Raw genomic sequence first — 25,880 nt, forward strand, 5'->3', positions numbered from 1 at the left:
TATGGACGGGACTCGCCCCAACCGCAAGACCCCCGGGCGGTGAGCGGTAGATGCGTCGAATTCGGTAGAAAGCGACCAACCGACCAGGCGGCAACATGCAAAACCGTTGAGAAAAGCCATGTTTCGCTCCCGTCGCATCGACCCGACCGACACGAAATGGCGAGAACCCACCACGGGCTGGGTGCGTCAGGGTGACTTCGAATGCTGACCGTGACCGAGTGGCGACGCAACTTTTCCTGCGGCGAGGCCAATTCCGGTCGGCCGAACCGACGTTCACCACTGTGCGAGCCGAGGAGATCGATCGCAACTGGGGATATGCCTTACGAACGATCAACCGGCTTGCCCGCACAGCAAATCACCTGACAAATCGGGTGGACGCCCTCGACGCTATGGACGAGCAACTCCTCGCCGACAGCGAGTGGGGCCGCGATCGCATGATGCGCGACGCCGTTACCGACGGCGTTCCACCGGTCTGGATCAACTACGCACAAGGTCTGGGTGAGCGCGGCATGCGTTTGGGTCCCGATGAGCTGTTGCCAACTCCGTGGGTTGATCACCGGGCGCGGCTGGTGTGCAGTATTCGCGGCGACGTCGACCGGTTGACGGTCATGGCCTCGGCCTCCGCTGTGCGCGCTCACCGCGGCGGTGTCACCGATGCGATAGCCGAGGCTGCGAGCACGGATCAGCTGGAGCGCAACATGTCGGCAATCCTGACGAGCGCGGCGCGAACTGCCGAGGCGATCGGTGCGGACGACGACGAATGCCGCCAGTGGTGGCATGTCTCACCGGCTCAGTGGCGCACTGCTATCGGCGCGCACCTGGGTACCGAACCAGCCGAGTTCGACAGGCGGTGGGCGGTCTACACCGACCCCGACATCGACACTCACGTCGCTGCGTTCATCGAGAACCTGCCGCTCTACGCCGAACTTGCCTCAGCCACGGGCTCGCCGCCCTCGACTGGCACCGGGACTCGGCCACCGGACCCGTCGGCGTGGATGAGCTCTGCGACCGATGCACTCAATGCCGCTCTAAATCCCAGCTCAGCCCAGGTCTACCCGAGCTACGACGTCGTCTTCGAGACGGTCGAGGACGTCGCAGTCACACCCGCATGGGAATGGGAACCGCGATCGGAAACCGCCATGGAACAGGACGGGTCCTTGCCGCCCAGCATCAACGACCAAGGACCGGAACCTGGCGTTTAGGAGGACGTGAATGTCTTTACCGCACAACAGATCGTTGCACAGTCCGGTCGCTGACCGAGTCAAAGTCCTGCCCGTTGTAGGCGCGGAACTTCGATGGTGTGAGAACGAATCGGCAAGTGCCACAGCATTTCCGGAAGGAGAAGAGCGATGACCGAAGAAGAAGTACACGACCCGCCTGCTGAGCTCGCTGGGTGGAAATCGCGACTGCTGGACCGAATCGAAGTCCTCGCTGCCCGCCACGAACGTGTCCTGCGCACAGAGTATCCACGCTATCGCGACGGTGACGGTCGCGGTTCTGCGGTGCTCGAGGGCTGGCGCTCGCGGTTGCGTGATCTCGACGCGATCCGTTCTGAACTTGAACTCCGCGCCGAGTTGGCCGGGGTGCATTTGGAGTTGATCGAGGCGGCACGGGAGGGCGGGAATGAAGGGGATCACTGGTATCACCGCGCGCGCAACGCGCCCGCCGTGAGAGCTGACGATCGGGGTCGCGCACCGCTGCTCGATGCGATCGCCGAGGACATGTGGACTCTCGAGCACATGGCCGCGGTCGAGGTCGCACGGCACGATTCGCCGCGGCGCTTCACCCCCAACTCTGCGGTGCAACAGCAGTACGAGCGCAACATGGTCGCGCTGTGGACACGGGTCAACACCACCGCCGCGACGGCGGAGCTGACCGAGGCCGAGCACACCGAGATGTTGCGGCGCGGCCAGGAGGCCTGGATACAGGTTTTCTTCCGCACTGTCTACGGCCATCGCGATGCCCATATCCAGGAGCGCTGGTACAGCTATGCCTGGCCAGGCATCGAGTGGGACGCCAATCGCGCAAGCGTCAACGTCCTCGACGATCCAGACGGCCACACGGAGTCGAGGGCGCGGGTCCCTGGTCCGGGTGAGCTCATCAGCGAAGCTGCCCGCGCCCTACACGTCGGCATAGATGAGGCGCGATTCGCTGTGTTCCTCCTCGGCGATGAAGCCCTCGCCCATCCTGTCTTGACCTCCAAGAGCTCGCCTAGCGGACCGGACGCCGCGAATTGGGGCAGTGAGCCTGTGGATGAGGCGCTGGTCCAGCCACCTGAATTCGGCACGTCGGCCTAGTGATGAGGCCGGCGCACGATGATGATTCCCAGCATTCACCGATCCGGTGTAGTTCTTCCGGCCCGGGACTCGCCGCGGCCCTGTGCTTGGACCATGCAACCACCGGGCTTCCGACGGCCTGCACGCAGGTATCGACAAACCCCGATGCCCGGCGACAGCACGCGGCCCATGACGCGCTGCGCCTTAAAAGCACTGAGAAAAAACAGGATTCCCCCGCCGAATCATGTCCAGTGGCGGACGCAATGGCGAGAACTGTTGGTGAACATCTATGGATTCCTCCGCGAAGACCGTGACCGTGACCGCGGTGGGGCTGCCGGTCGCGCTGCTTCTGGTGCTACTGGTGATCGTCGGCGCCGACCCAGCGCTGTCGTGTGCGACGCCGCTACCGGTGGGCAGCGCGGGCGGCGTGAGCGGACCGACCGGGCAGAGTGTGGCCGGGCTGAACGAGCGCCAGCTGCAATTGGCACGCAACGGGGTCGCGATCGGCCTCCAGCGCGGGATGGGCGAATCGGTGATCATCGCCGAACTGGCCGCGCAGGCGACCGAATCGACTTTCAGGAATTTGGCCAATCCCGCTGTGCCGGAATCACTGCGTTACGCCAACGATGGACTCGGGTTCGACCACGATTCGGTTGGCCCGCACCAGATCCGGTTCAGCATCCACGGATCGGTCGGCATCGCTCGGTTGATGGACCCGGTATATCAGATCAATTGGTTCTACGATCGCGCCGCCGAGCTCGGCACCGCAGCGCAGCACATGTCTGCGGCCGAGATCGCACAAGCAATCGAAGTTTCGGCGCCGAATGCGTATGGGGCGCAGCTGGATCTTGCAGGGCGGTTGTACGCGATGTTCTCTGGCATCGATGCGCGGTCGATGCCACGCACCGATCCTGCAGCCGCGGCGAGCGGATGCGGGCCAACGGGGTCCGGGACGCTGGTGCCGACTGCGGCGAGCGCGTTCGGGCGGGCGGTGATCGAACACGCCGCCCGATGGATGGGCACGCCTTATGTGTGGGGCGGCGGGGACAGCAGTGGCCCGACCGGTGGTGGGTTCGATTGCAGCGGTTTGACGCTGTATGCGATCTACCAGGCATCCGGTGGCCAGATCCGGCTCCCCCACTACACCCAATTCCAACAAGACCACCCCGCCGCGCTACAAGTTCCGTTCGACCAGAAAGCCCCTGGCGACCTGATCTTCTTCACCGCCGCGGGCGATGCCGACTCCCACCATGTCGGGATCTACTACGGCCGCGACGAACTGGGCCGCGACCTGCTGCTGCACGCCCCGCAGACTGGGCAAACGGTCACCCTCACACCGCTGTCGGCATGGCAGGGCGAGCGCATGGACATCCGCCGCTACCAGCCGCCGACAGCTGTAGGTTCTCATGACTGATTGCATCTTCTCATGCATTTTGCGTCGACCTTGCGTTTACGCAAAGTCGGTGACAAGGCTGCGGCGAGTCAGCGCCCCGTTCGATTGTGGGCGGCTTACAAACGCTGACGGAGATCACCGATGACTGGCAACGGTGTCCACCACGATCACTTTTTCCTCGGGCATGCCGTAGTCCAGGTCCGAACTGTGCCATTGCTCCCCGGTCCGAACCCGATGGAATCGGAAGGTTCCGCAGGTGCTGTTCGTTCCGACGATGCACCGAAGCGCTACCGGTTCCTCCAGTGTGTGTCCACATCGCGCGATGCACAGCGCCAACATGAGGCCCTGAATCAGCATCCGACGCTGATCGACCTCGGAAATCACCGGCGCGCCAAGCTCATCCCGGAGGCCCTTGTTCACGGTCACCACGTCATCCAAATGGAAGCTGCTGACATCGACCTCCCACTGGGTCAGGTCGCAGAAGTTTCCCAAGGGACGAGAAGCGCGGTCGACGTGATCGGCGAACACAACGACCTCGCCGCAGCGCACGACACCAGCTTGCGCCAGTTCACGCAACTCTGGAACCAGTCCGTCAAACGCGTCAGCTACGCCGACCGCAGCGAGCGTGCCCAAGCTGTCGGCCGCCGCGTCGTTCATCTGCACCGAAATCACGCCGAAGCCTCTCACAACCCACTACCGGCGAAGCGCCGTCCCCCAGTTCAAGCAGTCCGAGAACGGCCGCTGGCTGACCGGCCGCCCGAGCCGATGGCGAATACCTCGCCGCCTCGACGAGGCCCCGGCAGACGCTGCACCTGCTACCAGCCAGCGCCGACGGCCTACGCGCGGGCCGCCACGAACTCCACCACCAGAGGAACCGCAGAACCAATGAGAAACCAGCGACGCAAAACAGTTGGGAATCAACATGATCCGCGCAGTTCAACGACGACCAGGCCCCAAACAAGAACGAGAACCTACAACAGCCAGTCCAGCCGACCGACCATGAACGCGCTGAACGGTATTCGCCTCCGCGATCATGCGTTCTCACCATGCCGGCGACATAGCCGCCGGGCTGCCTGCGCCCTGGGCACAGCACCGAGCACTCGCCCCTTCCTGGCCGATAACAGCGTGAGCGGGTGGGTGTTGTGAGTGATCAGACTGGTCTGCGGGTCGCGCAGCTGCCGCTGTGGCAGCGCAGGATCCTCGAGCAAGTCCACACAGTGGCTGCCGAACGGGCGCGTCACTACCGGGCGGGGCGCGTCCTTTTGCCGGAGTGGACGCAATGGCGAGAGCAGCTAACGAGCATTGATCGGTTCCGCAGTGAGCTTCGGGGGCGCGCGCGTGCTCTGCGCGTGCCGGAGGCATGGCACGAGGCCGTCGACCAGCGCGAGGACGCGGGTTTGGACTGGGACGGCGCACTGTCCTTGCCAGTAGTCGACGACGTGCGCGCGAGGCAGCTGGACGAACTCGAGCGGCAACTGTTCCGCATCGATGGCATGTCCGTCGTCGCGGCCGAGCGAGGGCACCGCCGCAGCGTCGTGGTAGCGAATGCGACCGGCGACGAGGTGGTCGACCTCGACAACTACGAACAGCGGCAGTTCCGCGTGAACCTCGGCCAGCGGTGGGTGCTGACCACTGGTTACGCCGACGTCGTCGGCGCGACCGGCGCTGAGCGCCAACAGATTTGGGACGCCGTGAGCGCGTCCCGGGTGCGTCGGGCACGGCTGGCCCGCACGGCCGATGAGTGCACGATCGAGGACATCCGGCGCGGGTTCGGTTCCTCGGAGGACTACGACTACGCCCGCAAACTCTACGACCTGCTCGTTCCCGATCCCAAGGTCGGCGCTGGCGGGTCGGTTCCCGCGGCGTTCCCCTCACCGCACGCGTTGCTGACCCATGCCGCCGCTGACCGACGTCACCACACCGACACCGTGCCCGATGCCGTGGACGCCGCTATCGGAGGTGAGGCCGATATGGGCTGGGTCGACGACGGTTCCGGCTACACCTCGCCAGCCAGGGCGCCGGCCCCAGGGTTCGAACCATGAGCGCCTATACGACCGGCTCACTCTCCTGCAGCACACCGAAAGGGCCTTTCCTATGACAACGATCGAGACCACAACACGACTCGACAACACCACGGCGATAGCGCCCCGGACACGAGCTGGTGAACCACTCGCTTCGCTGACAGCGACGGTTTTCGGTGACGGCGACTACATGGATCAGGTGCGGATCCGCGATGTGGTCGCGGCCCTTGGTGATGTTCCAGGCAGCGGGGAGACGCAGTCCGAGGAAGCTCTGTACAGCTACCTGCTGCTCGAACGCGCCATCGCCGCGTTGGGCGGATCGGCACGCGCGATAGCCGCCGATGACGGCGCATCGTATGCGCTGTTCGACTGGGCGGCGGCGCTGGCGCCACGGCTACTGGTACTGCTGCCCGGGCATCTCAAACTCAGCATCGCCGCGATCGAAAAACTCGGCGACGGTTCACCATTCCAACAGCAATGCCTGCGCGATCTGGATGCCGGAGCAGCGGCGGGAGTCGGACTGGTCACTGAGCTCGAGCACGGTAGCGACGCGATCCACCTGGAAACCACGGCTACCTGGCTGCCCGAGCAGCGGTCCTTCCGCCTCGATACTCCTACCGCCGGGGCGGTGAAGTTCATGCCCAACGTCGCCGCTGCGGTTCCCCGCTGCGTTGTCGTGTCCGCACGCTTGATCGTCGAGCGCGCCGACGAAGGAGTGTGGCCGTTTCTGATGCGGCTGCGCACCGCAGAGGGGCTGGTCGAGGGGGTGGATGTGAAGCCGTTGCCCGACAACGGGTTCGGCTTGTGGATGGACAACGCCATGACCCGATTCCATGGCGCGCTGATCCCGGAATCCGCCCTACTGGGCGGGGACGTCGCCGGTTTCGATGCGTCGGGCCGGTTTCACTGCGAGCTGACCGTACGGCAACGCTTCGCGCGCACGACGAGCCCGCTGCATTCGGCACGGTTGTGCACGGCCGGTGCGGCGGTGTCGGCGGCACGCGCCGGACTGGAGCTGGCGGTCGGCTATGCCAGCCACCGTCTGGTCGGTCCCGATGGGTCCTCGATGATTTCTCACGACCATGTGGGCGGGCAGCTGGCGCATGCGATGTCGGATATGTGGGCGATGACGTGCCTGGTGAACGCCGTCCGTGCCCACTGTTCGCGCGGCGACGTCGACAGCGGCGAGGTGGCGCTGTGGGCGATGCTCACCAAACCGGTCGCCTCCTACACCTCCTGGGCAGTGATCGAGATGTGCCGGCAACGGTTGGCGGCTCAGGGCATTCTGCGTGCGAACTACCTCACCGACTACGTCGCGCTCTGCGAAGGGATCCTGACCGCCGAAGGCGAAACCTGGGCGATGCTCGGCGCGGCCGGACGCACCCTGCGCCGATCAGAAGTCCCTCACCTGAGCGGCATCGACGAGCGACCGCGGCAGTGGTGGTACCGACTGCTGGTTGAACGCGAGCGAAGCTTGGCGCAAGACGCCGGCTCGCAGCGTCATCCTGACAGCGCGGCAATAGAACTCGCCACGGCCGTCGCGGTCCGTACCGCCGTGGACGCCATGTGTACCGCGGCTACGGACATGAATGACCCTGCCGCACAACGCAGTCTGTATGACCTGATGGCGCTCTACGGATTGCGGCACGTCAGCGAGCACGCGAACTGGTATATCGCCCACGGGTTGCTGGGCCGGGGCCGCGCTGCCGGTCTCCACCGCAAGCTGGGCTCTCGTGCGTCGGCCGTGGAACACCAGCTGCCGATCCTGGCGCGTGCGTTCGCCGTAGCCGAAATCCTTCCCGCACCGATCGCCGGGGACACCACCGCGCGATGGATGGCCTTCGCCGGGTGGGATCTGCCGATCCGGCCCCGACCGCTACCGAAGCCTTCGGCGGTGCGTGATGACTGATCATTGCGCTCCTCAGCTCGCCGACTCTCGTCGCGCCGGTGCCCGGATGGACACAGACGGCACCTGTCGTCGGCGTGAGCAAGCACGGGCGCGTGCCGGGGGTTGTCCCTGCGGCCTTCGCGTACGGGGATGACGCCATGGCGAGTTCAGGATCGAAGCGAGGCGCGAGCGCAGTCCCCACCGAGGCACAGCAGCGCATGCTCAAGCAACTGCAGAACGTGACTGCCGACCTCGAGCGTATGACTGACTCGGCTGGCTGGGACCGGCAGATCATGCGCGATCTGCTCGCCGGTGCTCAAGTGCTCGAAGAGCAGGCACCCGAGATCGGCATCCCCGAGCGATGGATTGCCCACGTCCGTGCGCAAGGCAATGCGGGCAACCGTTGGAGTGGCTGGCAGCAGTTGCCCGCGGGCCGCGCCGAAGCGCGCGAACAGCAGCTGGCGCGTCTGCACGCTCAAGTGGACCAGCTTTTCGAGATGACTGCCGCCGCGACGATCTACCGCGACAACCTCGGTTGGATCGCGCCGCTGCCCGCCGAGCGTTTCGAGGAGTTCCAGCGGTTGCAGTGGCTGCGGGTCGCGATGGTCGCGCGAGCACTCAACGTCACCAGCGCCGAGGTCGGCACGCGGTGGTCCAACAATGCCCAGCGGTGGACTGCGCTGCTGGAGGCAACCCGGTCGGCCGGACCATCAGAGCTGTTCAAACGATGGAAGTCCTACACGACAGCGGTCGCGGTAGCCCACGCACGAGCGCGGTACCAGGCGTTGCGGATGGCTGGACTGGACCCTGCCGGCGCACCCACCCCACCGCACCCGAATGAACTGAACCAGGCCGCCGAAACCGCCTGGCGCACAGCGAACTCCGCCGACAGTGTGCGCGGCGCGGGGCCGTCAACAACAGCTGATGGTGATCGCGGCGCGCGGATCGCGGAAGCGATCGAAGCGGCGGCCCCTGAGCAGAGCGAGGCGGACGTGCCCGATGCCGACAGCGCAGCGCCCGCGACGACGCCACAGATCGCCCAGCCGCAACCGGAGATCGAACCGTGAGCACTGTGCGTGAAAAAGATTGGTCAACAACAGGATTCGTATCTGACGTTGTCTGGCGAATCGAGCAACAGCCGACACCCACTCCCGTCGACACCCGGAGGTCGAGATGAATACGCGTTGGTCGCCGGCCGCAGACGCCACGGTCAGTCCAGAAATGGTCGTTCGTGTGCGTGCGGGCGAACTCCACACCTATACCCGCACCAGTCAGTTCGACCGCGTCGCGGCCCAGCACCGCTTCAGCGACGCGGCCAGTTTCGACCGCTACGTACTCGCGTTGCTCGAGGTGGGAATCGACTACGACGCGCTGCGCCAGGCCGAGGCCACGTGGGCCGCCGAGCAAGCCGGAGGCAAGCTGGCGATGCTGGCAGCGAAAGGGCCACGGCTTCGCCTGTTCTGCGCGGCGACCATGACCAGCTTCACCATCTGCCGCAGCGACGGCCACCTGGTCTGGCACGACATCTTCCGGCACCCGGCCGCCATCGGCACTCCCGCCATCGCCACGGAAGCTGCGGCACGCCAAGCGATCTGGCTTGCCTGGCGGGCTCGTTCCCACACTGAAGTACCGGCGGCGAGGCTGCGGCTGGACATGGCACACAGCTACGAGATCACCACCCGCAGACTTCACCACGCCGCCCAGACTGCGGGACTGCTCCTGGAGGTGTCGACGACCGGTCGGCACAATCCTGCCGCCCAACAGCGAACCCGACGCGACGCCGTCGACTGGGCCGCCACGGATCTGGCCACTCTGTTCGACACCGACGAAGAGTCAGCATGAACAAGCCGATCACCGTACTCGTCGCGAGCCTCGCTGTTGGCGCGGCGCTGGGCGGATGCACCCAAACTCCTGCCGTACAGCAGCACACCGTATCGCAGTGCCGCACAGCAGATCTCGAACCCGGAACCGGCGAGATCGACGTCTGTTCGGCGGAGGCAGTCCTGTTCGCGGCGGTCGAGGCGATCTTCGGGTACCGGCCCATCGAACAACCCGATCAGCGCGCCGCGTTCCGCGCGGCCCGGGAACTGATCGAACCGGGTTTCGCTGAGCAGGCAGAACCGTCGGCGCTGGTATGGGCACCGATCAGCGCCGCGCAATGGCAGCACTGGCGCCGCGACGGCATCGAGATCACCACCCTGGTGCGCCTCACCTGCGATGACCACCCACCCGACACCCCCACCAGGGCCGCCCGGGTACTGGGGGTGGACATCCGGCCCGCCGAGCAACCACTGATCGGGATCGCCGTCTACGCCCGTGCGGCCCGCACCACGACGGCAGCGGCGTGGTTGCTGACCGGGTTGGAGGTGATCGCATGAGCGAGGACCCGGTGGAGGCGGGCGGAAAAGCAGTCCGAGAAGGCTTTGTGCAGTCGATGCAGACAGCGGCGATGGTGGCGGGGTTGTTTCAGCGGCGCGCCGGGGATGCGCGGTCGCGGAGCGAATTCCTCCAGCGGATGCGCATCGGCGAGAACAAGGAGGCACGCTCCGCCTTCGAACATTGGCTGCGGGTGCAGGAAAAGCTCATCACCGTGCCGCAGCAGATCGAACTCACCGACGCCAGGATCGCGGAAGTCAAACAACGTACGGCCAACGCTGGTGAATTGCACAACGAACGGCTGCGCGGTACGACGGCTCGGATCAACCGTGCCGATAAGGATCTGGAGCGCCGAGACAAAGCAGGCAAGCTCGAACGGAAACACAAGAAGGCCCTCCACAAGCTCGACAAAGAATACAAAGAGCTGCAGATCGAGGTCCGCCGTCGCGCAGCAGGATTGACCGACACCCTCACCGATCACGGCGGCAAGGACGGCGCGGCCGGGGTGTCGGCGGCCGCGCACGCCGCAGCCCGGGCCGGCAAGGGGCTTTCCGAGGAGAATGCCGAGGCCGCGGACGCGTTCGATCGGCGTTTTTCCGAGGACACCGGTGTCGATCCTGATGACTTCATCGAGGCCACGGTCGTGCCCGACTCGGAGGTCCCGGTCGAGGACGTAATCGATGCCGAGGTCGTCGGGGGTTTCGACCAGGCCGCCATGGCGGGGCAGGGGAGCGTGGCGTCGAGGGTGTTTGTCGCCGATGTCACCGGGCTGACCGAAGCGTTGACGGTGCTCACCCACCTCGAGCACGAGTTCCCCGGCACGGGCGGCGATCCCACTCAACCGGTTGCCGACGGGATCGGGTTCGAGGCAGCTGTCGCCGAGGCAGATCCGGTGCACGCGGGCGTGTCGGTGGATGCGGATGCGGGACTGGACTTCGGTTTCGACCCGCCCTTGGCGTTGCCGGCCGCAGCGGATCCGGAGTTCGGGCCATGAACCACGCACCCACTCCAGCGGGGCCGCATGAGGGCGGAAGGCACTGACATGCACACCCCGACCCGCCTACAAACGCTGCTGCTCAACGGTATTCAAAACCTGGCCCACGACAATCGGATCAGGATCAGCAAATCCATTGCCGCAGGCCATGACACGCCTCCACTGGAGGTGGCCGAGCAGATCACGATGAACAATCGCACCTTGGCACAGCTCGAAGAGCTGGCTTCGCTGGTGGGCTGCCCGTATTCCTGGCTTCACTACGCCCGCACGGCAGGCGACCGTGGCCAACCCTCGAACCCGCAACGATCGTTCTACAGCCCGGAAGAAGTCCCACGACCCGCGCTGATCGCGGCATTAGCTCAGCAGATGCACGACTTACAGGACAGCGCAGGCACTCTCGCCGCACACACCCTGCGCCACCACGATCTCGACCGCGACGAGCGCACAAGATTCCAGGCGGTGATGGGGGTGGTGTGGCAGCGCCTGGGCGCGGTGTCACACGAGCTCGGTGTGACGATCGAGAACGAGACCAGATGTGGTCACGACACGGCAGCCGACACTGGGCCAACATCGTCGCCCACGAGTTGAACGGCCACGGCGATGAGCACCTGAGCGCCCGCTTTCACGCCATCGCGAACGCTGACTTCTCAGAGGCAGCGACACCGCTGGTGGTGATGCTCCAATCCGGTATCACGGTGCACGACATCGCCACGCAGATGCCGGATTCCGCGGAACGAATGGTCGAGCTCGTCGACGTCGCACTCGATGCCACGCCCCGCGACGGCGTCTCGGTCAACGACGCCGTCGCGGCCACCACGCTGAGCCAACACCCCGCCACAGAGCATGTCCGTGACGAATCCGGCTGGGGCGGGGCAGAACTCGACGCTGCGCCGCGCGTTCGGGACTACGGGAGCGAGCCATGACCGGCCATGGACGTCTCCCTCACACACGTTGTTGTCACCCTATTTGCCGATCGGAGCATGACCGATGACTCGACCGATACCAGCGTCGCAGGACCTGCCCAGCTGGAAGCTGCGGCTGCTCGAGAAGATCCAGAACACCGCCGCCGACCATGCCAAAGCCCTGAGACACGCGTTCCCCGACTACGACCCACCCGACGGCGCCGCCAACATCAAGGTCCAGACCTGGCGCACACATCTGATGGTGCTCCGCTCCGACCTGCGCGAGATCGAACTGCACGCTACCGGAGTGGGCGTGCCGAGCGCCGCGATCGCGGCGGCCCGAGAGGCCGGGCAATGGGGTCAGCGGTGGGGCGACAGCATGCACTCACCACCGGCAATGCGCCACGGCGAAGAACCCGTGCGCGCGCACATGGTCGGCGGCATCGCCCAGGACGTGTGGCAGCTCGAGCACATGGCCGTGATCCGGGTCGAACACCAGATCCGCAACCACGACCACCGATTCCCCTACGACGCGGCAGCCACCTCGCAATTCGACCGCAACATGGCGGCGCTGTGGCAACGAGCAGCCGCCGTCGCCCAGGTCGTGGAGTTGAGTCGCGTGGAAGCCCAGGAGATTTGGGGTCGCGATCACCACGGCTGGAGGCATCTGAGCGCGGTCACTGTGCACACCTATGACGACGCCGAACTCTACGAGCGCTGGCGCACCTACACCTGGCGCGGCCTGGAACACAGTGCCCGCCGCGACACCGACAACCTCGCCCTGTCCTCGGGCACCGATCTATCCAGCCTCGGTCCCCCGCGACCGGCGGTCCTGATCGACAACGCCACCGATGCCTTGTCCACGCAGTCGGCAGGTCAACGCGCCGACAGTCAGGTCGAGGCCGCCCTGGCCAATCCGCCGGAGACGACCTGGACCGCCGAGCCCAGTGCCGAACGTGACGCGATCAGCCGCGACCCCGGTCATGGCGCCAGCCACGAGCTGTGAGCGGCGGCGGTCATGACCAACCCCTTGCAACCCTGGCCTTCGGAGCGGGTGAGCGACTGGCGCGACCAGCTGCTGCGCAGTATTCAGCAGCTGGCCGCGGAGGAAACCCGCGTCCGGAGGGCCGGATACCGGACCAGCCAGGACCCGAGCGAGGATCGAGATCGCCAGGCAACCGTCATCGCACAGTTCGAGGACCTGCAACGCCGACGTGCCCATTTCGAAGAGCAGGCATTGAGTGCCGGTATCCCTGCGCAGGTGATCGATGATGTCCGAGAGTTCGGACACACCGGTAGGCGACCCGTGCCCCGGCGCGGCGCGGGTCCACGAGCTCCGGGCCGGGGGGACTCCATCGAGGCCATGTGCCACGACATGCTCGAGGTCGAACTGTGGGACCTCGAACGCATGGTCAGTCTGGAAGCCCTGCGACGGGATCGCATCGAGACCGGCCGCTGGGATTTCGGGAACAATCCGCTGGCGGTCTGGAAATTCGCGGAGAACACCCACCGCCAGTTCCAGCGGGTCAATGCCTTGGCGGCAGGAGCGCGGATCACCGCTACCGAGGCCGCCACGCTGTGGGGCGCCACGGCCGAGGGCCTGCGTCGGCTTCATACGGTCACCATCGAACGGCTCGACGAGTTGAGCGTGGTTGCCGAATGGAGCCGGTACGCGATAGCGAGCCCGAAACCCGCACGCCCACCGTATGTTTCCGACGATCTCGATGTCGCCAAGACCCTCGCCGACGCTGGGGTCAGCCTGCCGACCCCGCGGCAAATGCTCGACGTCGCCGCGACAGCGCTGCGCGCGGAATTCGTCGAGGCCACCGCACACCACGACCTCGGCCCCAGTGCGGCAGCGACCGAGGCCGTGAACCTCGCACTGCCTGATGGCCCGTCGGGTTGGGGATTCGAAAGTGAGGACAGCCCACCCCGGACCGAGATTGGCCGCCCGGACCCGGGTGTGGACATCTGACCCGCCGAAGAACGGAGCCTCTGACGAACCCGACCGAATAACACCTGCACCGCCTGCATTTTTCCTCGGCGGCTGGTCACAGGGTACTGACCTGCATGCCGAACCCGATTGCCGGGGACATCTGAACACCGCTGCCACCTCGCGTTGACAACACAGTGGCACGCACCCCTCCGCAGGAGGTCGACGATGTCCACCCCTACTTGCCCAAACCCGCACGCGCTCAACCGATCACCGCGCCCGGCTCGCCGTGGCATCGGTGACGGCCTCATCGACGTGAGGCCAGTGTCATGAGCTGGCTCGAGCGGCAAAGCGGTCCCAATAGCCCTGAGTACTACCCCGATGCGGCCGACAGTCTCGAAGCCCAACTGCGCGCGGATGCAGCGCACTGGTTCTACCTGCGCGAGATCGCTGCGAGTGCCGAGACTCCCCAGCAGGGTGCTGCATTCCGAGCGCAGGCTGGCAAGCTGGCCGCCAAATGGAGCCGCCACGAGTCAGTGGTCCGCAGCAACCAGTGGATCCGGCTGCGCGACGCGTTCCTCAAATGGTCCATGACACCCGATCAGGCTGCCCAAGAGCTGCGCGAACTCGAGCGTGCCCACGCCGCAGGTGAGCAAGGCGTCGACGAGTTCGGTTTGCGCAACCTGCGCCAGGCCGGTGAACTCACCGGCCGCTGGGAACCGGGCATCACCGGTTCTGAGCAGGACAGCGCCCGCTGGCAACCGCTGCCTCGGGCGCCGAGCACGACCGTCGACGCGAACGCTGACCACGAGCCGGGCCCGGCGCCCGCGAACGTCGCGGATTCGACGCCATCGCCACGAAACGTGCTCGATCGTGCTTTGGGAACCCCTCAATCGTTGCTGGACCTCGAGCAGGTCGGCGCGATCATCGCCGGAACCGGCCGATATCCCGAGATAGCCGAAGACCTCGAGTCCCCCGATGCCCCGGGGCCCGCCGCGATACCGGATCAGGTGCCAACGACACCGGCAGTCGAGGCGCTCGCGGCCACGCAGCGCGAGGCGTTGCAGGTGCTGCAAGACCTGTATGCCGAGCACACGCGCACGGTCGAGTCCACAAACGACCTCGCCGCGGATTCCGTCGAGTACAACCTGGCCAAAGTCGCTGCGCTGGAGCAGATCAGCGCGAAGTACCGCAGCGCTCGTGTGGCCGCCGCCCTGGCCGGTGCCCCGACCGAGGTGATCAGAAGTGTGTGCCTTGCCGGACAGACCGGCACCTACTGGCGTGACGGCCCGGGTGATCCGCGCCTGAACCCCGCCACCGGCAGCAGTGATCCCGGCCCGATGCAGCTCGACCGCGCGCCACGGCGCCACGACGGCCTCGGCGCACCGGACCCGCCCGCGCTAGCAGCGAACCTCTCGAACGGCGGGGTCGCGATCGGCCAAGCCGTCGACGCCGCCTCGGCCGACGCCGAGCGCCCCGACTGGCAGCAGGCCCCCGAGGGACTCGACGTGAATCGATCATCCCCCTCGCACGACGCAACCAGGGACATCGATCCCTGAAAACCCAAGACAACGAACCTTTTTCGTCAAGTCAGGAGCAAATGATCATGATCGCGAACCGGGAGACCCGGCGCCGGACCAAACGCGGGATCGGAGAGGAGACCGCGCTGCTGCTGGTGTTCATGGCGCTGGTAGTCGCCGCCGTAGGGGTGTGGGCTGCGTTGTGTGTGGGTTGTTGGTGGGCCGGGGTGCCGGTTGCCGGCCATCCGGTGACCGCGCTACTGCGGGTGCTGTCGGGGCGGCAATCGTGGCCGTGGCAAGCCACGGTAGTGGCGGTCGTCTTCGCCGCGACCGGAGCTTGCGTGGCGTTCGGGTGCTGGCGGATGCTATACGCGGGCACCGAGATCGACGCGGCGGCGCGCACGATGCAGCGGCCGCGGGAGATCCGGTTGGCGCGTGTGCGCGACAACGCGATGGCCAACCAGCGGCTGCTGCGTGACGCCGCACCGGAAATCCAGGCGCTCAAGGGTCCACCGCTGGGCACGACCGTGATCGGGGGAGTGGGGCTGTATGTGCCCGCGGAACTCGGCGTGACCATCACCGCGGGTACACGCACCGGCAAGACGATGGCGTGGGCGATCCCCGCGGTGCTGGCGGCGTGGGGGCCGTGCCTGGCGACGTCGAACAAGCCGGATCTCTACCGGCACACGGTGTTCGGGCGCGAACAGCGCGGACGGGTGTGGCTGTGTGACCTGCAAGCGGTCACCGGCCGCATCGAGTGCGGGTTCTGGGTCGACCTGCTCGCCCAGGTCGAGACCTTGCCGGCCGCGCGCAAGCTGGCGAGTTTCTTCGTCACCGCCGCCGCGGGTTCGGCAGCGCAGGCGGCAAATGCCAAGGTAGACAGTTATTTCGATGGCGGGGCGCAAGAATTGCTGGCGCTGTATATCTATGCCGCGGCCTGCGTGCAAGGCGATCTGCTGCATGTCGCGGAATGGCTCGGCCGCGATCAAGATCTCACCCCAGCGTTGATCTTGCGCCACTACGGCCATCAGCGCGCCGCCGAGCGCATCGTCGAATCGCAAGCCCTCTACGCCCGTCAACGAGACGGTCTCTATGACATGGCGCGACGGTTCCTGGGTTCGCTCTCGGATGAGGGCTACGCCCGCATGGTCACCCCACCGCAGCGCTACCAATTGCGCGTGCGTGAAGCCGCACCGAAGGCTGGTGGCGGTACCGCGGTGGTGATCGACCGGACCGAGCAGAACCCGACCCACGACCTGCCGCAGTTCCGGCCGCGCGAGTTCGTTACCTCGACCGACACGTTGTATGCGCTGTCGATGGCAGGACCCGATAGCGCCACTCCCTTGACCGCGGCGCTGGTCGGCCAGATCTGCGAGGCCGCCCTCACCACCGCACGCGCGCGACCCGACGGCCGGTTGAAAGTGCCCCTGCTCGCGGTGCTCGACGAGGCAGCCAATTGTGCGCGCATCGCCGAGTTGCCCTCCTATTACACCTACGCCGGCGGTTGCGGCATCGTGCTGATCACCATTCTGCAGGTGGTGGAGCAAGGCGAAGACCTATGGGGCGCAAACGGTTTGAGGACCATGCGGGCTCAAAGTATCGAGGTTTACGGGGGTGGAGTGGCCACGGTGGACTACCTCGAACACTGGGCAGCCATGGCCGGCCCGCACGATGTGGCCGACCGCTCCCGCAGCCACGGCGCCGGCGGGGCGAACCGGACATTGGCCTGGCGGGCCGAGCCGATCCTGGATGTTTCCCTGCTGGCGGCGTTGCCCAAAGACCGTGCCCTGGTGCGGCTGCCGGGCTACGGACCGGTCGTGGTCCGCAAGAACTGGTGGCAGGACACCGAATACGCGCCGCTGATCCACGCCTCGCTGGCCCGATTCGAGAAGTCCGCCGCCGCGACGATCGCACTACCTGCCTCCCCAGCGGCCTTCGAGGACGGGGAAGACCCGTTATGAGCACCAGCACCGGATCTGCCTCGAACCCGCCGTGCTACAGCAATTTCACCGAGTTCGCCGAGAAATGGTTGTTGCCCTACATCACCGTGCGCCTGGCCGAGGCGAACCGGGAAAACACCTATACCTGGTGTCCGCAGTGGTGGGCGCATCGGTCGGTCGCGGTGCGTATCGCGCACCTGCACACCGCGTTCGAAGGCCAACGTCGCTCTCGTGCGGGCACCAGTTTGAGCACGTTCCTGCTCTCGGTCGACGGGCATTTACGCACGATCTTGGATGCCGCGAACGGCCCGTTGTACCGCTGCACCCGCCTGATCCACGTGAGCACCCCGTCGCTGCCATTCGATCCCGTGCCGGAGGGCTGGTTCGGCCCGCCTCCCACACCGACACCGACACCGCTCGGGGAAAAGCCGCCTCCGCCGAAGCTGTTCGCTCACTACTCCGACTTCGTGCAGCAGTGGCTGCTGCCGGTGACTTCGGTACGGACCGCGGCCAATAACCGTGAAGGTCAATACAGCTGGTGTCGGCAGTGGTGGCGTCACCGCAACGTTGTCCTGCGCTTCGCGGCCATGCATCGCGGCTTCGAGGCCGCGGTCCGCGCCGATGACCCCGCCGCGATGAGCACATTGTTTCTGCGCCACATCGACGTCCACCTGCGCGAAGTCCTCGAAGCGTCCCGGGGGCCGCTGTACCGCTGCACCCCGGACCAGCACACCGAATGCCCCGGCCTACCCAGCGCGCCGATCCCCACCGCATGGTTCGGCCCGCCCGGGGCGAAAACATCGACCGAGCGGCTGGGCTTCGGGCCGGACTTCCGCACCCTCGCCCAGGCCATCCCCCGACAGGCATCCTCATGAGCAAGCCGACACCCGCGCAACGGCATGTGCTCAAAGCACTACAGAATCGGGCCGTCGAGCTGACCGCCATGATCAACACGGCAAATCAACGCATAACCCACACCGGACAACGCCCACCACCGTCCTGGTTCGAGGACTATCACGGCGTCGCAATCCTGCACGACGCGTTGGAAAAGGCCGCCTACGCGGGCGGAGTGCCCCAGGCGTGGATAGATCACGTGCGTGAACGCGGACGAAACGGCATCACCTGGCGCGCCAATCTTGGCCTGCGTGCTGGCGAACCCCTCGATTTGGACCGGGTCCTAGGCGACCTCACCGCGGACGTGCAACTGCTGCAGCACTGGACCGTCTTCGACATCGCCCGCCGCACGATCAATCCGGCACCGGAGCCACCCGCGTCCGGGGATCTCGAGAAAAACCTGCGTGCCCTGCGGACCCGCACCCACGGGATCGCGAACCTGCTTGGACTCGACGCCGAACTCGGCGAACAGCTTTGGGGCACTACCGCGGACTGGGCACACGCCGGGGCGGCGCTGGTGGACGGGCTATCCGCCGAGGCGGTAATAAACCGCTGGACCATCGCCGCCTACACCGATACCCGCCGCTACGCACTGCAAGCAATCGCGCTCGGTACCGCCGGCATCGTGACCGATACCGCTGAGGCCCTGCCCTCGGCGCAGAATCTGGCTACCGCGATCAGCAGCGCACTGCCACCGGTGCAACCACAGTTTCAAGCCGCGACCGACGGGGCGGCGATCGACTCTGCCCTCACGGCCGCGGAACCGATATCGACTGCCGATGCTGGCGTCGAAACCCGCCCGGGGCCACCACTATTCAGCCAAACCCCCGAGCCGGACTCCTGGAGCTTCGACAGTGGCCTCGACTGGGAAATCCCTGCCCCCCAGTTCTCCTCGGCGCCCGAAAGGTTCGGACGATGACCGGCCCACCCCCCGCGCTTCGGGTGCGCGACCTACCCGCTGAACAAGCCAAAATCCTGGGCCGAATCCATGAATTAGCCAGCCAGGCGAGGTATTTAGGCCGAATAGCTCACAACGGCTACCTCGGTGCGGTGCAGGACAACGACGAGTTCATTCGGCTGCGGGAGGTCGACCGCGACCGGAAACTGACCGAGGCCCGCGCCTACGGCAACGGTATACCGCCCAGCTGGGTCGAACACGCACGCCAGCTAGGCCACACCGGTCAGGACTGGACCCCCGAACAGCGCCTACCCCCGGCCCACACACCACCGCGGCGCCGCACCGCCAGCCGGGTCGTCGACGACACCCGCCAAATGACCGAAATGGCCGCAGTCCACGCCGTGCGCGAACACCTGCTCGCCGCAACGACAGGCTCACCAGCTTTAGATCCCGCAGCGGCGCACCAGTTCAGCAGGAACCTCGAGGCGCTGTGGACGCGCGCGGCCCGCACCGCCGACGCGGTTGGCATACCGGGGCGCGACCGCGAGGAGATCTTCACCGTCAGCGACGAGGAATTTCGTGACCGCGTCAGCGACTTCCTGCGCTACAGCCCCGGTGACCTCGACATGGTGTGGCGGCGCCACGCCGCGGAGTCGATTGCCTCGAGCGTACGGCGCTCGCTGAAGAACCTGCGACGCGCCAACGCCGGCAACGACATCACGACCCCAGATCCAGCTGCTCGGCAGCCGCCGGACCCGGCGTCGTTGATCGAACGAGCTCACCACGTCCTGCACACCCTGCTGAGCGAGCAACTCGACACCGGAGCCGACATCGACGCCGCGATCATCGACGCGACCCTCGACGACACCGTGCACCCCGAACAGAGCGTGGCTGGAGCCGAGTCCGGCGAAGCGGCCGACACCGTGTTCAGTGACTGCGGACCTGACCCGTAACCCGTCTCGTCCACCTTCGAGCCCCCGCCGCTCGCGGCGACCCGAGACCGCGGTTCACCCGCCTCGGATTCACCACAACCAACGTGGTCCACCAGAAAGGAATCTCATAATGAAACGACGCCTACACTTCGTCGCCAGCCTGCCTGAGACGTTGATGACAAGCCCGCGCGACGCGTCGGAATGGATCATCGATCACAGGCGAGGGCAACCACTCACCGCACTGCCGTGCGATCTGGACCCCCACTGGATAATCAGGTACCTGCGTGATCTGAACACTCGTTCCGAAGTGCTCGACTTCGATTGCAGTACAGACGATTACGCTGACTACGACCATATGCCGTCGGGGCGAATCCGAACCGGCACGACCCTCGAACCAGATCATGTCGCTATGCGTCGCGTTGACAAGTTCGCCCGCATCGTCGAGGAATACACAAAACCCCGCGAAGAACGCCCCGAGCGGGGAAACATCAAACTTCGACTCAGTCAACCCAATTCACTCGACCTGAGCCTGTTCGTCCTCGCCGGGTGCCGAACAACCGCCGCCACCACCGCGGCAACTGGCGCCTTCTCCGATCAGTGGCTACCAGCAGCACGGGATGAACACGAACGCTTCGATTCCCGGCCGGCTACGAGCCGACCATGACCACACCTTTGCTCCTATCCGAGCCATGACCGGTCCACGACACCGCCATGATCCCCGCCGCCCGAGCCCGCGTATCGCTCGCTCGCTTCGACCGCAGAGCATCCGCGCAACCGAGAACAGGAACCCCATGACCATCAGTCTCGATCGATTCACCCGACCGGCAACCGTTTACAGCCGCCAGTTCGGCGCGCACCGCGTCACCTATCTTCCCGACGGCGTCGCGCTGGTCGAACCACGCGCCTGGTTACCGGTAGCGGATGAGGAGATGTGGCTCGACCACACACATCTGATCAACCCCGACGGATACCTCGTCGCCAGTGTCGGTGCCCTCATGATCGAAATCGATCACCACACCATGCTCATCGACACCGGCGTCGGGCCTGTTGCCCTGTCCACCCCATTCGGGCTCCTTCGTGGCGGGCAGCTACTGGAAAGCCTTGCCGCAGTCGACAAATCAGCGGACGATATCGACCTGATCGCGCTGACGCACTTGCACCTGGACCATCTGGGTTGGCTATGGCAAAGCGCACCCGGGCAATCCGCGAGCCCCTTCGCACACGCTGAGGTACTCGTCGGTGCCGTCGAATGGTCTCACCCCGAACTCGCGAACACCGACGGTGTCGCCAACGAGATGCTCGATGTCTTCGCCTCCCGAGTCCACACCATCACCGACGGCCAAACAATCCTGCCCGGGGTCGAGGCCATCGCCACCCCCGGGCACACCCTCGGCCACATCGCCTACAGCATCGGCTCCGGCGGGCGCAGGCTCCTCGCCTTCGGTGACGCCATCGCCAGCCCCATCCAGATCAGCCATCCACATCTGAGCTCAGCGTCCGACGACGATCCCGTTCGATCGGTCACCACCGCGCGCCATCTCATCAATGAACTCAGCCGCGACGACACCACTGGTTTCGGAGTCCACTTCGCCGACGTCCAACTCGGCCACGTCACCCAGACGAGCCTGGGCCGCCGGTGGATCGCCGAGAATGCCAGGTGAATCACGATGAGAGGCACCACACCCACCGCAGCACAAGGATTGGGCCGAGCAGCCGCCCACGCTCGCGGCGACAGCGCCCGGTTCCATTGCCGGTTCACCACCAAGGATCACCCGCGCATCCGAACCGGAATCGGACTGCTCGTCGTCACCGCCATGCTGAGCGTGGCCCCCGGCCTCGCACACCCAGCTCCCGAGCCCGTCAAATGCACCGCCACGGCATTCGACTTCCCCGGCGGACGCATGGGCGCGACGCTCTGCGTCCCAGGACCGGCGACCGACGCGGTCATGCTGCTGATACCCGGCGCCAGCATCAACCAAAACTATTGGGACTCAACCTATCAACCCCAAACGCACAACTTTCGCCGCGCGATGAACGCTGCGGGCTATGCCACCTTGACCGTGGACCGCCTCGGCACCGGCACCAGCAGCCGCCCGCCCGGTACCGCCGTCACCTCGATCGGGCAAGCCGCCGGGATCCACCAGATCGTCGGTGAACTACGCCGCGGACTAAGCGATGCTCAACCGTTTTCCAAGATCATCCTGGGCGGGGTGTCCCTCGGTGCAGGGATCGCGATCCTGGAAGCCACCACCTACCACGACGTCGACGCGGTGTTCCTCAGCGGCTACTCCCACCACATCAACGTCCTCGGAGCACTCAGCGCAGCAATCACCTTCGTGCCCGCCGCCATCGACCCGCGATTCGCCGGCCGAGGCTACAACCTGGCTTATCTGACCACCGCACCCGGAACGCGCGCAGCCTCATTCCTGCCCGCTGAGACCCCGCCGCAAACTCGGGAGATCGCCGAACAGTCCGCCGATGTATTCACCATCACCGAACTCCTCGACGGACTCCCGACCGCGGTAACGGCATTGACCAACCAAATCAATGTGCCAGTCCTGCTAACCAACGGCTCCGCCGACAAGCTCTGCGCACCACAAGTCTGCGCCAACACCGACGCCCTGCACGCCGCCGAGGCACCGTATTTCGCGCACGGCATCCTCACTGCCTTCGTGCTCCCCGACGCCGGACGCGCACTCAACCTCGCCTCCAACACCGGCGACTACCACGCCGCCGTGAGCAACTGGTTCACCACCGCCACGTCCTAGTGCGGCAGAACCAACTGCCCCCATGGCGAGCGCTGACCCGGACCCGCGCACCCCGGACAGACGAAACCACCTCGCCGTCACCGGGCCCTGCGACATCCAAGACAAGGAATCATCGCGATGCCTACTCAAAGCAGCACCCGCCACCGCGAACCGGCGAACGGAATCCCGCACTTCAAAGTGGTCGTCATCGGCGCGGGCTTCGGTGGCATCGGCATGGCCGTGGCACTCAAACACGCTGGGACCGAGAACTTCACGATCCTCGACAGCGGAAACACCGTCGGCGGTGTCTGGCGCGACAACACCTATCCTGACTGCAACTGCGACGTACCGTCGCACCTCTACTCGTTCTCCTTCGCCCCCTACCGAGATCGCAGAACCCGGTACCCCGGCCAACCCGAGATCCTCGCCTACCTCCAAAACGTCGTCAGCGAGCACGGACTGGAACCGCACCTGCAGTTGAACACTGCCATCAACGAAGCCACCTACCTCGACACCGAAGGCAGCTGGTGGCTGACAACGACCTCCGGGCACAACATCGTCGCCGAGGTCGTGGTCTTCGCTGTCGGTCAGCTGCATCACCCCCACATCCCTGAGTTCCCCGGACAATCTGAATTCAGCGGACCCGCGTTCCACTCGGCGCGCTGGGACCACGACCAAGACCTGCACGGGCTCGACATCGCAGTCGTCGGCACCGGATCCAGCGCAGCCCAGTTAGTACCTGCCCTGGCGGGTCTCGCCCGTACCGTGCGCGTATTCCAACGCACCCCCAACTGGGTGCTACCCAAGCCCGCCACACACTTCGGACCACTGGCGAGAATCGCTCTAGCAGTGCCGTTCGGCCACAAGATCTACCGGCACGCGCTCGCCTTTGCCTCGGACGCCGTGCTGGCACCGATCATGCGGCGCGGCTGGTCAGCCCGGCCCGCCGAATGGGCTGCCCGTCGCTACCTGCGCCGGAGGATCTCAGACCCCGTCTTGCGCGTGAAACTCACCCCCGACTATCCCATCGGCGGCAAACGAATCCTCATCGACAGTGGCTACTACCACGCACTCAACGAACCGAATGTCGAGCTGATCACCGACCCGATCACCAATATCACCACCACCGGCATTCAAACCGCCGACAACCGACACCACCACGCCGACGCCATCATTTACGCGACCGGCTTCCGCGCGTCGGAGTTCCTCGGCCCGATGATGGTGCGTGGTCAGCGAGGAGCCATGCTGCACGAGCAGTGGCGATCGGGAGCCACAGCACTTCTTGGGACCGCGGTCCCAAAATTTCCCAATCTCTTCATGATCGCCGGCCCGAACACCTTCACTCCCGCGGGCAGCAATCCACAAATGAAGGAGCATCAAATCGAGTTCATCATGCGGTGCCTGCGCTGGCGCGAACGGATCGGCGCCCCAGCCATCGGCGTCGACCCCGCCGCACTACAGACACTCCAGGAACACGTCGAACGGGCCGTACTGAAGACAGTGTGGCCGTCGACGCCGAGCTGGTACTGGCACAGCAGCGGCCGAATCACCAATCCTTGGCCCGCATCAGTGCGAGCCTACCGCCGCGCTCTGAACGGCGCGCCGACCAATTGGTTCCGGCCAGCACCAGTCGGCTGGAAAGCTTTCGAGAACCAACTCAGCGCCCCAGCAGGCTGTCTGGACAGAGAACAAGCACGAGCAAGCGCGCCCAGCAGCACACAACGTTGGGGACCGTGCGCTGAGATCGCGCGCCATGCGGCAATAAAGGATGTTCGCTGGAAAGTCCCTGCTGGGGCTATAAGCAGGGACCAACCGGGTACGTGCCCAGCGGCGAGTGGGCCGGGTCACCAGGTAAGGCTCCGTCGCCCGAGTGCGGGAGGTCTTCCGTCGTTTAGGTCAAGTTGAACCTCATCCGGCCTCGGATGGGGGGTCGCGAATCCGATGAGGTTGTGCGGTGACTCGCCGAGTATCGTTTAGGCCCAAGTCACGTCGGCACCGTCGAAGTAGAGTGGATGCTTACCCATCCTGGATTTCTCGCCTGCGGCTTTGTAGAAAGTTTCCTTGACAGACTGGCAGTCCGCCTTCACCCAGCAGGTACTAAAGTTTTGGACGCCGCATTCTTGTTTTTGGAACCGGCCGGATTCCGATCCTGTAGGAGTCAAGCAAGTGCCTGGTGCCCATCGATTGTCGTCTGTCGTCTCGGTGAACTCCTCGTGTTTCTTTGTGTCGTGAAACCGATACTTGGCGATGGAGCGAACCAGTGACGAGCGTGATCCGGATTGGGGACCGCGTGCTGTTCGACGAGGCCGAACATGAGGTGGCCGCGATATCGGGCACGACCGTGAGGTTGGTGAGCGCTGCGGGTGGGGCCACGGTGGTTTCGCTGGTTCATTTGGTCGCCTCGCAGGGGTTCCGACTGCTCTCGGATCGTCAAATCCAGGTGCGGGCAGGCGGTTTGGTCGGCCAGAGCCTGGACGATCTACCTCCTGCAGAGGCACAGCTCGCACGATTCTGGGAACAACATCTGATCGAGCTGGAAACGGGTTTGCGCCCCGGCTGCGACGAATCCGCTGCTCCGCGACCGGAGTATGACCCGGCCCGGCCTATCGCCCCGAACCCCGCCGGCCCGGTAGCGCAGCGCATCTACTGGCCGCGACGCAACCGCGATCCGGTCGCAGACTGGATCGACGGCCTCACCAGAACGCACATCGACTGGAAGCGAACCGCGTTGCCGCGGAGGCTTTCTCGACCGCTCTGAACGGAAGCCATCCATTCCACGAAGACCAGATATGTTGAACCAACATCGCTTCGGCTCGACTCAAACTATCTGGACCACCGCAGGTCGGCGCTTCGGCCATAGACCGGAAATTCTGAGCCAGAACAACGGAAGCTGTCTCGTTTCAGCGGATTTGGCCAGGTCTCAGTTGAGAGGCGACACGAGAATGTCAGTGCCCTGACCTGCGGATACGACATCGTGCGTCAGCGATTGACGGCCCGAAATGTCAGTAGCGACACGAGGGTGTCAGTGCCCTGAGCTGGGGAATGACGATGCCGGGTGTGCTCGTCGAAGATGCCGGCGAACATCGCCAATTCGGGCCTGACCAGGCCTTCGGCAGCTGACCCCGATAAGCCTGTGAACGTGCGGAAAGCATCCCGTCACCCATGC

Annotated in this window: 24 protein-coding genes; 23 read left to right on the forward strand and 1 reads right to left on the reverse strand. The window is 65.5% G+C overall.

Annotation, left to right across the window (positions count from 1 at the left end; all coding sequences use genetic code 11):
- The first annotated feature begins 218 nt into the window (after positions 1-218).
- The 3 genes from ACFK0J_RS16600 to ACFK0J_RS16610 all read left to right on the forward strand — a co-directional run bounded on the left by ACFK0J_RS16600 (position 219) and on the right by ACFK0J_RS16610 (position 3,690).
- A complete protein-coding gene (locus ACFK0J_RS16600; protein WP_378741176.1) occupies positions 219-1,202 on the forward strand; it encodes a hypothetical protein in 984 nt (327 codons plus the stop codon).
- Between the two features lie 147 nt (positions 1,203-1,349).
- Positions 1,350-2,297 carry a hypothetical protein gene (locus ACFK0J_RS16605; RefSeq protein WP_378741178.1) on the forward strand — a complete coding sequence of 316 codons (948 nt, stop codon included), beginning with the start codon at positions 1,350-1,352 and terminating at the stop codon, positions 2,295-2,297.
- Positions 2,298-2,727: 430 nt separating this feature from the next.
- Complete coding sequence (locus tag ACFK0J_RS16610; protein ID WP_378741180.1) at positions 2,728-3,690, forward strand: C40 family peptidase; 963 nt, start codon at positions 2,728-2,730, stop codon at positions 3,688-3,690.
- A 114-nt stretch (positions 3,691-3,804) separates the two neighbouring features.
- Here the strand turns inward: ACFK0J_RS16610 and ACFK0J_RS16615 are convergent, their stop codons facing one another.
- A complete protein-coding gene (locus ACFK0J_RS16615; RefSeq protein WP_378741182.1) occupies positions 3,805-4,341 on the reverse strand; it encodes a hypothetical protein in 537 nt (178 codons plus the stop codon).
- A 470-nt stretch (positions 4,342-4,811) separates the two neighbouring features.
- Here ACFK0J_RS16615 and ACFK0J_RS16620 point away from each other — a divergent pair, with 470 nt between their 5' ends.
- From ACFK0J_RS16620 to ACFK0J_RS16715, 20 genes are all read left to right on the forward strand, one after another.
- Positions 4,812-5,711, forward strand: coding sequence for a hypothetical protein (locus ACFK0J_RS16620; protein ID WP_378741184.1), 900 nt, complete (start codon positions 4,812-4,814; stop codon positions 5,709-5,711).
- Positions 5,712-5,763: 52 nt separating this feature from the next.
- Entirely contained in the window at positions 5,764-7,599 is a 1,836-nt protein-coding gene (locus ACFK0J_RS16625; protein WP_378741186.1) for an acyl-CoA dehydrogenase family protein, read from the forward strand.
- A 239-nt stretch (positions 7,600-7,838) separates the two neighbouring features.
- On the forward strand, positions 7,839-8,645 hold the full coding sequence (locus tag ACFK0J_RS16630) for a hypothetical protein (protein WP_378741188.1): 807 nt from the start codon (positions 7,839-7,841) through the stop codon (positions 8,643-8,645).
- Positions 8,646-8,799: 154 nt separating this feature from the next.
- Positions 8,800-9,420: a hypothetical protein gene (locus tag ACFK0J_RS16635; RefSeq protein ID WP_378741190.1), complete on the forward strand. Its 621-nt coding sequence runs from the start codon at positions 8,800-8,802 to the stop codon at positions 9,418-9,420.
- Positions 9,417-9,956 (forward strand): hypothetical protein, encoded by a 540-nt coding sequence (locus ACFK0J_RS16640; protein WP_378741192.1) that lies wholly within the window; start codon positions 9,417-9,419, stop codon positions 9,954-9,956. Before ACFK0J_RS16635 ends, ACFK0J_RS16640 begins: the two co-directional genes overlap by 4 nt.
- Positions 9,953-10,948, forward strand: a complete 996-nt coding sequence (locus ACFK0J_RS16645) for a hypothetical protein (protein ID WP_378741194.1) — start codon at positions 9,953-9,955, stop codon at positions 10,946-10,948. Before ACFK0J_RS16640 ends, ACFK0J_RS16645 begins: the two co-directional genes overlap by 4 nt.
- Before the next feature lie 48 nt (positions 10,949-10,996).
- Positions 10,997-11,536 (forward strand): hypothetical protein, encoded by a 540-nt coding sequence (locus ACFK0J_RS16650; protein ID WP_378741196.1) that lies wholly within the window; start codon positions 10,997-10,999, stop codon positions 11,534-11,536.
- A gap of 86 nt (positions 11,537-11,622) precedes the next feature.
- On the forward strand, positions 11,623-11,871 hold the full coding sequence (locus tag ACFK0J_RS16655) for a hypothetical protein (RefSeq protein ID WP_378741198.1): 249 nt from the start codon (positions 11,623-11,625) through the stop codon (positions 11,869-11,871).
- A gap of 64 nt (positions 11,872-11,935) precedes the next feature.
- Positions 11,936-12,856, forward strand: coding sequence for a hypothetical protein (locus ACFK0J_RS16660; RefSeq protein WP_378741200.1), 921 nt, complete (start codon positions 11,936-11,938; stop codon positions 12,854-12,856).
- A gap of 12 nt (positions 12,857-12,868) precedes the next feature.
- Positions 12,869-13,825 (forward strand): hypothetical protein, encoded by a 957-nt coding sequence (locus ACFK0J_RS16665; RefSeq protein ID WP_378741202.1) that lies wholly within the window; start codon positions 12,869-12,871, stop codon positions 13,823-13,825.
- A 287-nt stretch (positions 13,826-14,112) separates the two neighbouring features.
- On the forward strand, positions 14,113-15,342 hold the full coding sequence (locus ACFK0J_RS16670) for a hypothetical protein (protein ID WP_378741205.1): 1,230 nt from the start codon (positions 14,113-14,115) through the stop codon (positions 15,340-15,342).
- Positions 15,343-15,389: 47 nt separating this feature from the next.
- Positions 15,390-17,264 carry a type IV secretory system conjugative DNA transfer family protein gene (locus ACFK0J_RS16675; RefSeq protein WP_378741207.1) on the forward strand — a complete coding sequence of 625 codons (1,875 nt, stop codon included), beginning with the start codon at positions 15,390-15,392 and terminating at the stop codon, positions 17,262-17,264.
- Positions 17,261-18,118 (forward strand): DUF4913 domain-containing protein, encoded by an 858-nt coding sequence (locus ACFK0J_RS16680; protein WP_378741209.1) that lies wholly within the window; start codon positions 17,261-17,263, stop codon positions 18,116-18,118. The genes ACFK0J_RS16675 and ACFK0J_RS16680 overlap by 4 nt, the downstream gene beginning before the upstream one ends.
- Positions 18,115-19,056, forward strand: a complete 942-nt coding sequence (locus ACFK0J_RS16685) for a hypothetical protein (RefSeq protein ID WP_378741211.1) — start codon at positions 18,115-18,117, stop codon at positions 19,054-19,056. Before ACFK0J_RS16680 ends, ACFK0J_RS16685 begins: the two co-directional genes overlap by 4 nt.
- Entirely contained in the window at positions 19,053-19,988 is a 936-nt protein-coding gene (locus ACFK0J_RS16690) for a hypothetical protein (RefSeq protein ID WP_378741213.1), read from the forward strand. The genes ACFK0J_RS16685 and ACFK0J_RS16690 overlap by 4 nt, the downstream gene beginning before the upstream one ends.
- Positions 19,989-20,097: 109 nt before the next feature.
- The gene (locus ACFK0J_RS16695; protein WP_378741215.1) at positions 20,098-20,631 is read left to right on the forward strand and encodes a hypothetical protein; all 534 of its coding nucleotides are present in this window, start codon (positions 20,098-20,100) and stop codon (positions 20,629-20,631) included.
- Positions 20,632-20,758: 127 nt separating this feature from the next.
- A complete protein-coding gene (locus ACFK0J_RS16700; protein ID WP_378741217.1) occupies positions 20,759-21,628 on the forward strand; it encodes an MBL fold metallo-hydrolase in 870 nt (289 codons plus the stop codon).
- A 6-nt stretch (positions 21,629-21,634) separates the two neighbouring features.
- The gene (locus ACFK0J_RS16705) at positions 21,635-22,735 is read left to right on the forward strand and encodes an alpha/beta hydrolase (RefSeq protein WP_378741219.1); all 1,101 of its coding nucleotides are present in this window, start codon (positions 21,635-21,637) and stop codon (positions 22,733-22,735) included.
- A 117-nt stretch (positions 22,736-22,852) separates the two neighbouring features.
- Complete coding sequence (locus ACFK0J_RS16710) at positions 22,853-24,619, forward strand: flavin-containing monooxygenase (RefSeq protein ID WP_378741221.1); 1,767 nt, start codon at positions 22,853-22,855, stop codon at positions 24,617-24,619.
- A gap of 355 nt (positions 24,620-24,974) precedes the next feature.
- A complete protein-coding gene (locus tag ACFK0J_RS16715) occupies positions 24,975-25,472 on the forward strand; it encodes a hypothetical protein (RefSeq protein WP_378741224.1) in 498 nt (165 codons plus the stop codon).
- Positions 25,473-25,880: the final 408 nt, after the last annotated feature.

It is taken from the genome of Nocardia brasiliensis, from assembly GCF_042691675.1.
Lineage (GTDB): Bacteria > Actinomycetota > Actinomycetes > Mycobacteriales > Mycobacteriaceae > Nocardia > Nocardia brasiliensis_D.

Excerpts from the sequence above, each read along its gene's own strand:
- ACFK0J_RS16685 (WP_378741211.1), top strand. The coding sequence starts at position 18,115 with ATGAGCAAGCCGACACCCGCGCAACGGCATGTGCTCAAAGCACTACAG.
- ACFK0J_RS16680 (WP_378741209.1), top strand. The coding sequence starts at position 17,261 with ATGAGCACCAGCACCGGATCTGCCTCGAACCCGCCGTGCTACAGCAAT.
- ACFK0J_RS16710 (WP_378741221.1), top strand. The coding sequence starts at position 22,853 with ATGCCTACTCAAAGCAGCACCCGCCACCGCGAACCGGCGAACGGAATC.
- ACFK0J_RS16665 (WP_378741202.1), top strand. The coding sequence starts at position 12,869 with ATGACCAACCCCTTGCAACCCTGGCCTTCGGAGCGGGTGAGCGACTGG.
- ACFK0J_RS16645 (WP_378741194.1), top strand. The coding sequence starts at position 9,953 with ATGAGCGAGGACCCGGTGGAGGCGGGCGGAAAAGCAGTCCGAGAAGGC.
- ACFK0J_RS16625 (WP_378741186.1), top strand. The coding sequence starts at position 5,764 with ATGACAACGATCGAGACCACAACACGACTCGACAACACCACGGCGATA.
- ACFK0J_RS16695 (WP_378741215.1), top strand. The coding sequence starts at position 20,098 with ATGAAACGACGCCTACACTTCGTCGCCAGCCTGCCTGAGACGTTGATG.
- ACFK0J_RS16700 (WP_378741217.1), top strand. The coding sequence starts at position 20,759 with ATGACCATCAGTCTCGATCGATTCACCCGACCGGCAACCGTTTACAGC.
- ACFK0J_RS16660 (WP_378741200.1), top strand. The coding sequence starts at position 11,936 with ATGACTCGACCGATACCAGCGTCGCAGGACCTGCCCAGCTGGAAGCTG.
- ACFK0J_RS16705 (WP_378741219.1), top strand. The coding sequence starts at position 21,635 with ATGAGAGGCACCACACCCACCGCAGCACAAGGATTGGGCCGAGCAGCC.
- ACFK0J_RS16640 (WP_378741192.1), top strand. The coding sequence starts at position 9,417 with ATGAACAAGCCGATCACCGTACTCGTCGCGAGCCTCGCTGTTGGCGCG.
- ACFK0J_RS16675 (WP_378741207.1), top strand. The coding sequence starts at position 15,390 with ATGATCGCGAACCGGGAGACCCGGCGCCGGACCAAACGCGGGATCGGA.
- ACFK0J_RS16630 (WP_378741188.1), top strand. The coding sequence starts at position 7,839 with ATGACTGACTCGGCTGGCTGGGACCGGCAGATCATGCGCGATCTGCTC.
- ACFK0J_RS16690 (WP_378741213.1), top strand. The coding sequence starts at position 19,053 with ATGACCGGCCCACCCCCCGCGCTTCGGGTGCGCGACCTACCCGCTGAA.
- ACFK0J_RS16670 (WP_378741205.1), top strand. The coding sequence starts at position 14,113 with ATGAGCTGGCTCGAGCGGCAAAGCGGTCCCAATAGCCCTGAGTACTAC.
- ACFK0J_RS16605 (WP_378741178.1), top strand. The coding sequence starts at position 1,350 with ATGACCGAAGAAGAAGTACACGACCCGCCTGCTGAGCTCGCTGGGTGG.
- ACFK0J_RS16650 (WP_378741196.1), top strand. The coding sequence starts at position 10,997 with ATGCACACCCCGACCCGCCTACAAACGCTGCTGCTCAACGGTATTCAA.
- ACFK0J_RS16635 (WP_378741190.1), top strand. The coding sequence starts at position 8,800 with ATGGTCGTTCGTGTGCGTGCGGGCGAACTCCACACCTATACCCGCACC.
- ACFK0J_RS16655 (WP_378741198.1), top strand. The coding sequence starts at position 11,623 with ATGCTCCAATCCGGTATCACGGTGCACGACATCGCCACGCAGATGCCG.